We start from the raw sequence: 13,045 nt of genomic DNA on the forward strand, positions 1-13,045 counted from the left end.
GCATCGGGGAGGAATTCGCGGAGACGGGCCTTGCCGTGCGCGGCGGGGCCCTCCTTGCGGCCGAGGGACCACTCGCCGCGAGCATGGTGGACGGCTCACCGGCCGCGGCCGTCGTCCTGATTGGCAATTTCGGCACCACGCTCTGGCCCCACTTCGTTGCCGGACGGCGCAACGAGCCGCACCCGCTCGACAGCTGGACCCGCCGCACCGTCGCCCCGATCGCCCGTCGCCTCGGCGCCCGCGACGTCTATCCGAGCGACCGCCCCTACCTGCCCTTTCAGCGGTGGGCCATGGCCGCCGAGGACGTGACGGTCTCACCGCTCGGCCTGCTCATCCACCCCATCCACGGGCTGGACCATGCCTATCGCGCCGCTCTGCTCTTTGCCGCCCCATTGTCGCTACCCGAGGTTGCGAGGGGCACGCCGCCCTGCATGGTCTGCCCGGGGCGCCCCTGCCTTTCGGCTTGCCCGGTCGGGGCATTCGGCGAAGGCGACTACGACGTCCCGCGCTGCGCCTCGTTTCTCGAGTCCACGGACGGCGCCCGTTGCCTCGACGGCGGATGCGCGGCGCGCAATGCCTGCCCCGTTGGCCGCCAAAGCCGCTACCCACTCGACCAGACGCGCTTCCACATCGCCGCGTTCATGGCCGCGCGCCAAGCCGATAAGCGGTTGGATTGAGAGCGTCGAACGGGCGCCCCTGATGCCGCGAGGGCTCAGCCCGAAACGCTCCCGACGAAGTGGAGCACGACGTTTCGCGCATGTGGCGCCGCCCGATGCTCGACGAGGTAGACGCCCTGCCAGGTGCCGAGCGCCATGCTCGCATCGATCACGGGGATGGCGAGACTGACGGAGGTCAGCATCGCCTTGATGTGTGCGGGCATGTCGTCCGGCCCTTCGCTGCGGCGACGGTAACCCCCGTCCTCGGGCGCGAGGCGCTCGAGTGCGTCCAGGAGATCGGACTGGACAGTCGGATCCGCGTTTTCCTGGATCGTGAGCGAGGCGGACGTGTGCTGCAGGAACACCGTCAGTAGTCCCTCTTGCGCCCCGACCTCGGCAAGCCATGCCGCGACCCGATCCGTAATGTCGTGCATGCGCTTTCCGCGCGTCGCCACTTCGAGGACGGTCCGTCGCTGCTCCAACAACTTCTGCTCCACGTGCCAGAGGGGGCGGTAGTGGCCCTTCAGCATTCCCTCACCTTCGCCCCCCTCGGTTCCTGCGATCCGACCGCTCCACGAACCCGGACCGCGACGGGGCGTGGGCGGGTGTCCGTCCGCCGCCCGCCCAAGTCCCCGACGGCGGCAACATACCCGTCTCTCAGAGCGGCACACCGCGCCGGTCGTTCGGCTCCTCGAGACTTTTCATCATGTCTCTGAAACGCTTCAAGGTGCCCTCGAAGAAGCCCATCATCTTGTCGACCTCCTGCTCACTCGGCAGTGTGAGACCGGCCGCGGGCGGGGAATTCGTTTGCGCCTCCAGTCGCGCCACGAGTGCCTCGAGTTCGAGATTCCGGCTCTCGAGACGATCGAGGCGACGTCGCAGGTCGCCGAGCTCCGTATCGGGCAGCGCGCCGGCCTCCCCGTCGGTCGGCGACGACGCGCCGACACCGCCGGTGCATTCGAGCGTCCCGTCCACGCTTCGGCAGAGGGCAACGGCCCCCGTAGCGGTATCGAGCCTAGCGAGACCGTCCGGTGTCTGCGACCAAGCATAGCGCCCGATCTCGGCGGCGGCCGCCACTCCCGCCACACCGGCGAGCGCCAGTGCCGCGACGATCATGATTTGCGCGACACGCATCGTGCCACCTCCTTGCTGGATTGGAACCCCAAGCCCTGCGCAAAGCCTAGACCCTGGCTCGCGAAATCACCAGACATGCCCTCGCGCCAGAGATCAACGCTCTGATTAACCGAACATTTACGCTCACTTGCCAGTCTCGTTTCCATGGTCCGCCGTTTGTGCCCGCGTTCGGATCCGCACTCACGTGCGTTGGCAAAGTGGGCAGCTTTCGATCCTCCGTCGCCTCTTGTTCCCGGATCCCGCCTGACGCGCGTGTCGAAGACACAACGGTCGATTGGGGATGATGATGATGGCAAGAGACGGTGTCCGCCATGAGGTGGACCAGCCGGACGCGCGCCCAGGCGCTGCGCACGAACACGAAGGATCGACGGCACGTGGCGGCGAGGCCCGCTTCGATGCCGATCTGCGCACCTTGTTGAGCCGATTGGCGACTCAGATCGCCGACAGCGACCGCCGCCACGGTGCGGCCTTGCGCGATCTGCAAACTCGCCTCGGCAATCTCACCGAACGAGGCGCTGAAGCGGCACCCGCCGGCTCCGAGGAATGCTCGCACAGCTTTGCTTCGATCCAGTCGCAGCTTCTCGAACTCGCCCAGCACCTGCGCGAGACTCGCGATCGCATCGAGAGCGGCCATTTCATCGCGCCGGCGATGGCCGCGGTCGGCGTCATGCCACAGACCTCGTCTGCTGCGGACCATTCCGTGACCGCCCTGGACACCGTCTCCGAGGCCGGCTGGCCGGACGAGGAGCCGACGCCTTCTTTGACCGAGGAGGACGAGTCCCCGATGCCGGAGGCCGACCGGGCCGGCGCTGTCGGCTCGCTCGACGAGATCTACGCTTCGATCCGCGCCGCCCTCGCCGAGGACGACGGCACCATGCATCCCGTCGCGCCGGGCACCCCGGTGCTGCTCGCGGCCGCTCCCGCCGATACCGCCGCGCAGGCGCCCTCCCACCTCGACGCCTCGGCGTCCGACGACGACCGGTTCGAGACCGACGAGAGCGCCGGGGACGAATCCTCGACCCCGCAGGATTCGAGCGTTCCGGCACCTGAGGCGGTATTCGTCGGCTGGAACGACAACGCCAATTGGGACGAGGAGACCGCCGAGGCGCTCGCAAAGGCTTACGCCGAAACTGAACGTCCGGCGCAGCAGGCGACGCGCCCGAGACTTCAGGTCGTCGCCGCAACGCTCCCTGTCCAGACGGAGGCTGCGGCCGCCGAACCCCTCGCGGCGGCGCCCCTGATGGCGTCGCCCGCCCCGACCCCGAGCCCGGTCGACGTGCTCGCGGTGAGCGCACCTGTTCCCGTCGGCATCGACGAGGAGGCGCTCGCAGAACGCCTCGACGCCCTTGCCGCCGACATCGAGCGCTCGATCGCCAATGCCGTGCCGGCCGGCATCATCGAAGGCCTCTCAGACCGCATCGACGCGCTCGATGCAAAGGTCGTCACGCTCCAGAACTCCGGCGGCAACGACGAGATGGTCGCCGCCATCGAGGCGCACATCGCCGACATGCTCGGCCAGATCGATCGCATCGGCGCCGGCAGCGAACGCATCGAGCAGATCGAGGAGGGCATCGCCCGCCTCTATGACGAGGTCTCCGGCACGCGCTCCGAGCTGCCTGGCCTCATCGAGCAGGCCCTGGCCGGCACCACCGCCGGGATCGGCGCGTCCGCCATGGCCACCGACACCGCGCATGAAAAACTCGATGCTCTGCACGAGCTTGTGCTCGCACTTGCCGAGAGCAATCGCGCGCGTTCTGAAGGCGAGTCCTCCGACCTCCAGATGGTCAACGCGGCGCTTCTCGAGCTGGTCCACCGCATCGATGAGCTCGAGGCGATTGCCGCCGGCGACCCGGGCTACGACTACGTCGAAGACGAGGGCGCGGCTCCGGCGGGTGACGTCTACACGGCACCATCCCAAGTCGCAGCGCAAGTCTCGGACGAATTCGCCCAGCACGACACAGGGACCGGGGAGTTCGAATACGACGAGGAAGTGGAGCCGGTCGAAGAGGAGCATGTCCCGGCCCGTGGCCGCATGCGCCCGGCCGCCGCTCCCCAGGAGGCCGCGCCTGCGCAACCGCGCGTGCACATCACCGATCGCGCCCACGTCCAAGCCGAGGAGGCAGCACCAGCTGGCGAAATCCAGCGTCTGCGTCAGCGCATGACGAGCCGCATCGCCAGCGAGCAGGCCGAGCAGGCGGCCAGCCAAGCCGCAAGCGAGGGCAACCGGGTGCGCATCTCCGGGCAGGACTTCCTTGCCGCCGCCCGCCGCGTCGCCCGCTCCGCCCAGGAGCAGATCGCCGGTGGATCGGGAGCCGCACCGGCCGCGAGCGCCGCTCCTGCCGTGCCGCGCGCCTCGACCACCTCGCAAATGCGCGCCAAGCAGGCGGCCAAATCGAGCGGTGGCCTCTTCTCGCTCGGCCGCTTCAGTCCGCGGCCCGTGCTCCTCGTCGCAATTGTCGTGCTGCTCTCGGTCGGCGCCGGGCTCGTCTATTCCAAGATCAACAACCGCAACGCACCCTCGACAACTGCCGCTGAGACCTCGGCTCCGGCGCCGGTGAACCCGTCCGCTGGCGCTGCCCCGTCGGGTCAACTCGCACCGACCAGCGGTAGCATCGGCAGCGGTCGCGAATCGAGCCTTGCCAACGGTCGCCGCCTGGTCGGCGATGATCGGTCGATCGACCTCGGCGCTTCGCCATTCGGAATCGTGGTGGACCACGGCACCGGCGGAGACATCGGAAAGGCCGACATCGACCGTCCGCTGATTGCCCCGGCGACCGGAGCTTCGGCTGACGTCGGCACCCTGGACCGCGCCATGGTCCAGCCCGCCGCGATCGATGCCGAAACGCGTCAGGGCGTCGGCGACCTCGCATCGCTCGCCGCCGGCGTTTCCGCGCTGAAGCTGCCCCCGGAAGGCGCGGGCACGCTCGAGGAGCGCCTGATGGCGGCCGAGGGTGACCCGAAGGCGCAGTTCATCGTCGCCTCCCGCCTCGCGACCGGTGCCCTCGGCGTACGCGACGAACAGCAGGCGATCGCTTGGTACCAGCGCGCCGCCGCCGCCAGCTATGCCCCGGCCCAATATCGGCTCGGCACGCACTTCGAGCGTGGACGCGGCGTCGCCAAGGACCTCGCGCGGGCCCGCGTCTGGTACGAGCGCGCCGCCAGCGTCGGCCACGTGAAGTCGATGCACAACCTCGCCGTGCTCGTGGCGGGCGACAGCCAGGGTGAGCCGAATTACATCACGGCCGCGCAGTGGTTCGAGAAGGCCGCCGACCACGGCCTTGCCGACAGCCAGTTCAACCTCGCGATCCTCTATCAGAACGGCCTCGGCGTGGCCCGCAACTACATCCAGGCCTACAAGTGGTTCGAGATCGCCGCGGCCGGCGGTGATACCTCCGCCGCCAAGCGACGCGACGCGCTCGGTGCCGAGATCGCACCTCAGGCCATGGCCGCGGCCAAGGCCCAGGCCGCTTCCTGGCGGCCCCAGTCCATCGACCCCGCCGTCAACTACGACGACATGGTCGTCGCGGCCCGGGCCGATGCCGCCGCTCCCGCTCCTGCTCCCACGGTCATTGCTTCGATCGCTCCCGTCGGCCAGGCGACCACGACCGCGCCGGCACCGGCCGCCATCGCGCCGCGCACCGATCCGATGGTTGCCGAGGCCCAGCGCCTGCTCAAGAAGCTGGGCTACGAGCCGGGCGTCGCCGACGGTCAGATGGGACCGCAGACCGCAGCCGCCTTGCGCCGCTTCGAGGCACGCATCGGCCTCGTTCCGACCGGCCGCCTCTCGCCGACCATTCTCGATCGGTTGCGCCAGGCGGCAGGCTGAGCCGGTACCCCCGGCCAACGCCTGGAAAGACGAAAACACTGGAGGGCGGCCGACGTGGCCGCCCTTATTCGCATTGGTAATCTGGCGAGGCACAGCCAGGTTCGTGCCTTCGGTCGGCGCGCGCGCAAGGCGCTTTGGGACCAAACGGCCTTGAAGCATGGTGCCACACGGGCCCCGGCATTGACGCTGACGAGCAACCGGCGCTTACTCTGACCCGTTCGGAGTCGGGCCGCGACCAGAAGGCGGCGCCGGCGTCGTTGTCGTTTCCCCGTTCCGCCTGAGCACCCGTGCCCCTGTCGTCATGAACATTTATCTGCCGATCGCGGAAATCTCGGTGAATGCCTGGATGATCCTCGGCATGGGCGGCGCGGTGGGATTTCTTTCCGGTCTGTTCGGCGTCGGCGGCGGATTCCTGATGACGCCGCTGTTGATTTTCGCAGGCATCCCGCCTGCCGTCGCGGTCGCGACCGGAGCCAATCAGATTGTCGCGTCCTCGGTCTCGGGGGCCCTCGCGCAATGGCGCCGTGGCAATGTCGATGTCAAGCTCGGCACGGTTCTGCTCGTCGGCGGCGTCATCGGCGCCGTCTTGGGCGTGCTGTTGGTGCGGGTGCTGCGCGACCTCGGCCAAGTGGATCTGGCCATCTCGCTGAGCTACGTCGTGTTCCTCGGCATTGTCGGCTCCCTCATGCTGGTCGAAAGCCTCAATGCGATCCGCAAGGTCCGAGCCGGGCAATCGATCGAGCTTCGCCGCTCCGGTCAACACAATCTGATCCACAAACTGCCGCTCAAGATGCGCTTCAAGCGCTCCAAGCTCTACATCAGCTCGATCCCACCGTTTCTGATCGGCCTCTTCATCGGCGTACTGACCGCCCTCATGGGCGTCGGCGGCGGCTTCATCATGGTTCCCGCCATGATCTATCTCCTGAAGGTGCCGACCAATGTCGTCGTCGGGACATCGCTCTTCCAGATCGTATTCGTCACGTCGGTGACCACGATCCTGCATGCCACGGAGAATCAGACCGTCGACGCGGTCCTCGCCCTGCTTCTCATCATCAGTGGTGTGATCGGCGCACAGATTGGAGTGCGTGCCGGCCAGAAGCTGCGCGGCGAGCAGTTGCGCGCGCTTCTCGCGCTGATGGTCCTCGCGGTCGCCATCCGCCTGGCCTTCGACCTGGTGCTGACGCCGGACGAGCTCTACTCGATCGCCCCTGTGCGCGATGGGGGCGCCCAGTGACGGCGTGGCACGCACGAAGGCAGTCGGGGGAGCTCGGCTCGGTTGGACGCCCCGGCGGGGCACCCGCACGCAGGGCATCGCCGGCGGCAACCGTTCTGACCATCGGCCTTGCGATCATCGGGCTGGCCCTCTCGGGACCACGCGAACCCGCGGCGGCCGAGGCGACCGCTCCGGCAGAGAGCGCGTCCGCGGCCCCGGCGGTCGCGGCCATACCAGGCCCGACCGGCGAGTTCGTCGAGGCGGACATTTCGGCCCGGCGCATCGACATCAAAGCCGATTTCACCGGCGTGCAGGTGGTGATCTTCGGGGCGATCCAGAACAGCCGCAAGGAAACCGCGGACGACGGCTTCTATGACATCGTCGTTTTGCTGGAGGGGCCGCGCGAGAACCTCGTCGTGCGCCAGAAGAACCGCATCGGCGCCATCTGGATCAACACGCAATCGCGCTCCTACAAGGCCGTCCCGAGCTACTATGCGATCGCCTCCAACCGGCCGATCGAGGCGATCGCGCGCCCGCAATTGCGCAACTGGCTGGGGCTGGGCCTCGATAGCCTCAAGCTCATCCCGATCGGCACGTTCCGCGAGGGCGAGGAGATCGACTATCGAACCGCCATCGCCCGGATCAAGTCCGAGAGCGGCCTCTATCGCGTGCAGAACACCGGCGTTTCGTTCGTCGGCCGCAGTCTGTTCCGTGCCACCATCAACCTGCCCGCGAACGTGCCCGTCGGCGACTTCAAGATGCGGGTCGCCCTGTTCCACAAGGGCGTGTTCATCGATTCCTACTCCACCACGCTCAACCTCGAGCGGGCCGGCGTCGAACGCGCGATCCACAATTTCGCGACCGACCAGCCGTTCCTCTATGGCGTCGTTGCGGTGCTCATCGCCGTTCTGGCCGGCTTCGGGGCCACCTTGCTGTTCCGCAAGGACTGATCGGGCCGAGCCCCGCTCCGTTTCGCCCCCAGTGGTACGCACACCGCCCCACCGAGCGCGATTTCAACCGCCCTTGAGCGGCATGAGGATGGCGATTTCGTCCCCGGCTGCGAGAGCGTCGGTGCCGCGCTTTGCCTTGGGCTGCACGGCCCCGTTGCGCAGCACCAGGTAGCCCTGCGAGTTCGCCATGCCGAGCTGCTCCAAGAGGTCGATCGCCGTCGCCCCCTCCACAACCTCGATTTCGGCCTCCTCCCGGCCACCGAGATATTGGGCATAGACGTCCGCCACCCGCACCTTGAGTGCAATCGCCATCGGCTAAATCCCGAAAACCGCGCCCTGCGTGCGGGCGAGATAGGCATCCATCATGAGCAGCGGATTGTCCTTGAGCCGCTCCTTCCAATGCCCGAGGCGGACCCGCGTCTGGATCAACCCGCGCAGCACGCCGACATGCTGGGTGAGACCGAGCGCCAGAGCCCCGACCAGCACGTCGCCTTCGAACGACAGTCGGATGTAGCGGAACCGCTCCGGGTCCGAGAGGACCGCCGTCTCACCGCCCGCGACCCCGTCCCACTGGCCGAACGATGACGAGATGAGGCCGAGCGTGTTCAAGACGTTCATCGAAAGGCTGCCGCGATAGCGGGTCGGCCGCCCCGTCATGTTGAGCGCCGCGACGCGGCCGTGATCCGCTGCTGTCGGCTGGATGGCGTGGATCTGGTGAGCGCCGGTTGAAAAATCGAAGCCTTCCGCGACATCGCCCGCCGCATAGACGCCGGGCACGTTCGTGGCGAGATGGTCATCGACGATCACCCCGGTGCCGGTGGCGATGCCGCTACCGTCGAGGAACGCCGTGTTGGGCCGGACACCTGTCGCGCAAACGACGAGGTCGGCATCGAGCGCCCCGCCGTCGGCGAGCGCGAGCCGCAATCCACCGCCCTGCCTTTCGATTCCGACAATGCGCGTGCCGGTACGCACCGCAACGCCCTTGCCTTCGCACCAGCGCTTGATCATGTCGCCGCCGGCGCGGTCCATCATGCGCGGCACCATGCGGTCTTCCATCTCGACGACCGTCAGCGCGACACCGCGCGCCGCCAACGCCTCGAGCACGATGCAACCGATGAACCCGGCGCCCATCAGGACCACGCGCGCCCCGGGCCGCGTTGCGGCGGCGATGCGCCGCGCGTCGGCGAGCGTCCAACAATTCTCGATGCCATCGAGATCCATACCCGGGATTGGTGGCCGCGTGGCGCGCGACCCGGTTGCGATCAGCAGGCTGCGGTATCCGAGCACGCCTCCGTTCTCGAGCGTAACGGTCCTTGTCGCCGTATCCACATTCGTGGCGCGCCCGCGGCGAACCGCGATCCCCAGCCCATCGAAATGCCCCGGCTTGCGGCGCAGCCACGTGCCGTCCTCGCCGATGTCCTCCGCCAGCAGGTAGGGCAGCGCCATCCGCGAATAGGGCGGCTCGGGTTCGTCACCGACCAGCACCACCGCATGCGCCGGGTCGATCTCGCGCAGCGCTTCGGCCGCAACGACCCCAGCCGGGCCCGCGCCGAGCACGACGTATGGGGCTGTCTCATTCATCGCCATCGCATTCCACCTCCGCGCGCCACCGAAAGCAGCACCGCCCGGCACCTCTAGCGGCACCGCCGGCACAAGCATCGGCTCGAGCCGCGCCTCACCTCAGTTGGCACCCTGGCGCGCGGCGATCCCGAGGCGCGACAGCGTATCCGCCGACGGCACGCCCTCGCCGGTCCAGCCGCGCAGCGCGTAATATTCCGGAATCATGCGGTCGATCTCGGCGATCTGGCCCTTTGCCGTTCCCGATGGCGCCGGCGCCGTCTTGAGGCGCACGGGCAAATCATCGTCCGCCCGGGTAAACCCGGCCTCGAGGTTGTAGAGCCGCTCGAGCGTGAAGATTCGCTCTCCCGTCTCGCGAAAGCGGTCGGCCGTCCACTTGCTCTCGCAGGCGGCGTCCAGCTGGCTCACGTATCGATCGACACCCATGCCGATCGTGAAGAGGCAGAGCCCGGTCGAATCGACCGATGCACCGACGTCCTGGCTGCGCTTGCAGGAGTCCGCCTTGCCGGCACCTGTCTGGTCCTCCATGTCCTGCTCGAAGACATCGTGGCGCATGTGGCAGGCGCCCCGGTTCGAGGTCGCATATCCGAGGCCCATGCCCTGTAGGGCCCGGGGGTCGTAGCCGGGGAACTCCTGGCCTTTCACTCCCATGAAGAGATCGGGCCGCCCGTATTTTTCGCAGAGCCGCTTGGAGCCGAGCGCCAGCACCTGCCCGAAGCCTTCGAAGAGCCCGGTCTTTTCCGCCATGATGGTGAGCGCCTCGGCGTTACCGAATTTGAGTTCGACGCCGCCGGTCTCCTCCTTGCTGATGAGACCGAGCCCATAGAGTTCCATCGCCGCCGCCAGCGTCACGCCGAACGAAATCGGGTCCATCCCGTGCTCGTTCATCAGGAAGTTGGCGAAGGTCAGTGCATCGATGTCGTCGATCCCGCAGGCCGGCCCGAACGCGAATGCGGTCTCGTATTCGAGACCGCCCGAGGCGTGCCGGTATTTCGGCCGGTTGACGATCGTGAAGTGGTTCGCGTCGATGTGCGCGATGCGGCCACAGGCGATGGTGCACCCGAAGCAGGCCTTGTTGGTCAGCAGGTTGACATGCCCGTTGGCCTTCGGTTCACGCATGGCCCGTGCTCCGACCTTGTCCGCGCCTTCGAACTGGACCTCGAGGAAGTTGCGGGTCGGCAGGCCACCGAACTGCTGCATGGTGCCCAACATCGCCTGGGTGCCGTGCTTGGTGAGGCTCTTGCGACCATTGTCGGCGGCGAGAAAGGCGTTCGCTTCGCCGACCGCCTCCATGAACCGCTTGGGATCGGCAACGCGCACCCCCTTGGTGCCATGGGCCGCGACCGCCTTGAGATTCTTCGAGCCCATCACGGCGCCGACGCCCGAGCGCCCGGCCGCCCGATGCAGGTCGTTGACCACGCAGGCGTAGTACACCCCACGTTCACCGGCGACCCCGATGCTCGCGACCTTCAGCTGCGGGTTCTGGTGACGCACGCGCAGCCACTCCTCCGTGAACCACACGGTCTGGCCCCAGATTTCATCGGCCGGCAGAAGCCGGACATCGTCGTCCTCGATGTGGAGATAGACCGGGCTTGGCGAGCGGCCCTCGATGATGAGGAGGTCGTAGCCGGCATACTTGAGCTGCGCGCCGAACTTGCCGCCCGAGTTGGAGCAGGCGATGGCGTTCGTCAGCGGCCCCTTGGTGACCACCGCATAGCGCCCGCTGGTCGAGGCCATCGTTCCCGTGAGTGGCCCAGTCGCGAAGATCAGGACGTTCTCCGGACTCATTGGATCGGTCTTGGGATCCATCATTTCATAGAGATACTTCGTGGCGAGCCCGCGCTCGCCCATGTAGTCCTCGCGCCACTCCTCGTTGAGCGGCTCCGACCACACCTTGCCCTTCGTCAGATCGACCCGGAGCACCTTGTTCTGATAGCCGCTCATGCGTTTCTCTCCAGCCTCGTTGGCTTCGGCGCGCCGCGCCGTCGGTCGAATTGCGTTCTGTCCGGGCTCAGGCGCCACCGGCCGGCCGGCCGTGCCCGGAAACTGCATGCGCCTTCATGCGCTCGTAGCCGAGCCACGCGGCGTCGACATACGTGATCGCCTCGGTCGGACAGGCGCTCGCGCACGCCGGGTTGCCGCCACAGAGGTCGCACTTGATCACTTTCCCACTGTCCGGATTGTAGTTCACGGTGCCGAACGGACATGCGATCGTGCACACTTTGCAACCGACGCACACGCTGTCGTTGACCTCCATGGCTCCGGTAAGGGAGTTCTGCGTGATCGCTTCGACCGGGCAGGCGTGCATGCACCAGGCCTCGGCGCATTGCGTGCACGTATAGGGGATGGCTTTCAGGCCGTGCTCGAACTCGAAGATCTTGATCCGCGACTTGGCCGGATTGAACACCCCTTCGTTCTCGAACGAGCACGCCATCTCGCACTGCAGACAGCCCGTGCATTTCTCCGGATCGATCAGCAACGCCTTTTGCATGGTATGCTTCCCGTATGCTCGCGCGGGCCCACCGGCACCCGACTTTCGTCGCGCACAATGCCCCGATTGTCGCCCTGCCGTCCACCCCCTCCCGCCGGCGCGCTGCCGGCCCTGCCAACACCGTTGCGGCGGGCCCCGGGATCGTCTGATATGGCGCTCGGACCAGGCCCCTGGCCCACGGCGACGACCGATGCCGGGGGTGCAACAGGGCCCCGGCGAGGAGTTCGCGATGACCGCTACGACGCCAAACGACCCGGAGGTGTTGGACTTCATCGAACGCACCGCGGCCTTCTACGCGGCAGGCCAGCCCGCGATCGGCATTGCCCAGATGCGCGCCGCCTATGCCGAGGTCTGCCGAAGCTTCTACGCCGGTCGCCCCGCGGGCATGGCGGTGCGCGACGAGCGGATCGCCGGACCCTCGGGCCTCACCATCCCCTTGCGGCATTATCGCCCCGACCGGTCCGCTCCGGCGGCGGCGGGTGCCAGGGCCGGCGTGCACGTCCTCTACATGCACGGCGGGGGCTTCATACTTGGCGATCTCGACAGCCACGACGACGTCTGTGCCGAGCTTGCGGACGGGAGTGGCCTTCCATTGACCTCGGTCGACTACCGTCTCGCGCCCGAGCACCTCTATCCCGCCGCCATCGACGACAGCTTTTCGGCCTATCGCCACCTGCTCGCTGCGGGTGCCCGCGGCATCATCGTCGCTGGCGACAGTGCGGGAGCCAACCTCGCCGCCGCCGTCTCGCTCCGGGCTCGGCGTGAAGGCGTGGCGATGCCGCTCGCCCAGCTGTTGATCTACCCCTGCCTCGGTGCGCGCCCCATCGGCGGCTCATACGAGGAAAACGCAGCCGCTCCGATCCTTTCGACCGCCGGCTGCCGGTTCTATTTCGCGACCTACACGGCCCGCGAAGACTGGGACCACGAGCCGGACGAGGACCTCGCCCCGCTCGCGGCCCGCGATTTCACTGGTCTGCCGCCGACGTGGATGACGTCGGCGGGGTTCGATCCCTTGCGCGATGATGCCGAGAATTATGCAAGGGCCCTTGCGGCCGCCCGCGTGCCCTGCGTCTGGCGCAACGAGCCGCAATTGGTGCACGGCTACCTTCGCGCCCGCCATTCCTCGCGGGTGGCCGGGGCGAGCTTTGCCTTCATGACGGGAGCGCTCGCCGAAGCGGCTCGCCTCGCAAGCTGAGC

The 13,045-nt window shown here is 67.8% G+C and carries 10 protein-coding genes; 4 read left to right on the top strand and 6 right to left on the bottom strand.

What is annotated here, in order from left to right:
* Positions 1-712: 712 nt before the first annotated feature.
* Together GC150_00005 and GC150_00010 are read right to left on the bottom strand one after the other, a co-directional pair.
* Complete coding sequence (locus GC150_00005) at positions 713-1,186, bottom strand: YjbQ family protein (GenBank protein ID MBI1383281.1); 474 nt, start codon at positions 1,184-1,186, stop codon at positions 713-715.
* 127 nt (positions 1,187-1,313) lie between these two features.
* Complete coding sequence (locus GC150_00010) at positions 1,314-1,790, bottom strand: hypothetical protein (protein MBI1383282.1); 477 nt, start codon at positions 1,788-1,790, stop codon at positions 1,314-1,316.
* 280 nt (positions 1,791-2,070) lie between these two features.
* Between GC150_00010 and GC150_00015 the strand changes: the two genes are divergently transcribed.
* From GC150_00015 to GC150_00025, 3 genes are all read left to right on the top strand, one after another.
* Positions 2,071-5,616: a hypothetical protein gene (locus tag GC150_00015; GenBank protein ID MBI1383283.1), complete on the top strand. Its 3,546-nt coding sequence runs from the start codon at positions 2,071-2,073 to the stop codon at positions 5,614-5,616.
* 301 nt (positions 5,617-5,917) lie between these two features.
* Positions 5,918-6,850, top strand: a complete 933-nt coding sequence (locus GC150_00020; GenBank protein MBI1383284.1) for a TSUP family transporter — start codon at positions 5,918-5,920, stop codon at positions 6,848-6,850.
* A complete protein-coding gene (locus tag GC150_00025; GenBank protein MBI1383285.1) occupies positions 6,847-7,779 on the top strand; it encodes a TIGR02186 family protein in 933 nt (310 codons plus the stop codon). The genes GC150_00020 and GC150_00025 overlap by 4 nt, the downstream gene beginning before the upstream one ends.
* 63 nt (positions 7,780-7,842) lie before the next feature.
* On the opposite strand, the gene GC150_00030 is transcribed toward GC150_00025, so the two are convergent.
* The 4 genes from GC150_00030 to GC150_00045 form a co-directional block, all read right to left on the bottom strand.
* Positions 7,843-8,091 (bottom strand): thiamine biosynthesis protein ThiS, encoded by a 249-nt coding sequence (locus GC150_00030; GenBank protein MBI1383286.1) that lies wholly within the window; start codon positions 8,089-8,091, stop codon positions 7,843-7,845.
* Between the two features lie 3 nt (positions 8,092-8,094).
* Positions 8,095-9,360, bottom strand: coding sequence for an NAD(P)/FAD-dependent oxidoreductase (locus GC150_00035; GenBank protein MBI1383287.1), 1,266 nt, complete (start codon positions 9,358-9,360; stop codon positions 8,095-8,097).
* A gap of 99 nt (positions 9,361-9,459) precedes the next feature.
* On the bottom strand, positions 9,460-11,301 hold the full coding sequence (locus GC150_00040) for an aldehyde ferredoxin oxidoreductase (GenBank protein ID MBI1383288.1): 1,842 nt from the start codon (positions 11,299-11,301) through the stop codon (positions 9,460-9,462).
* A 67-nt stretch (positions 11,302-11,368) separates the two neighbouring features.
* Positions 11,369-11,848, bottom strand: a complete 480-nt coding sequence (locus GC150_00045; GenBank protein MBI1383289.1) for a 4Fe-4S dicluster domain-containing protein — start codon at positions 11,846-11,848, stop codon at positions 11,369-11,371.
* Between GC150_00045 and GC150_00050 the strand changes: the two genes are divergently transcribed.
* The gene (locus GC150_00050) at positions 11,847-13,043 is read left to right on the top strand and encodes an alpha/beta hydrolase fold domain-containing protein (protein MBI1383290.1); all 1,197 of its coding nucleotides are present in this window, start codon (positions 11,847-11,849) and stop codon (positions 13,041-13,043) included. The genes GC150_00045 and GC150_00050 overlap by 2 nt on opposite strands.
* Positions 13,044-13,045 lie beyond the last annotated feature (2 nt).

Source organism: Hyphomicrobiales bacterium, from assembly GCA_016125495.1.
GTDB lineage: Bacteria > Pseudomonadota > Alphaproteobacteria > Rhizobiales > RI-29 > RI-29.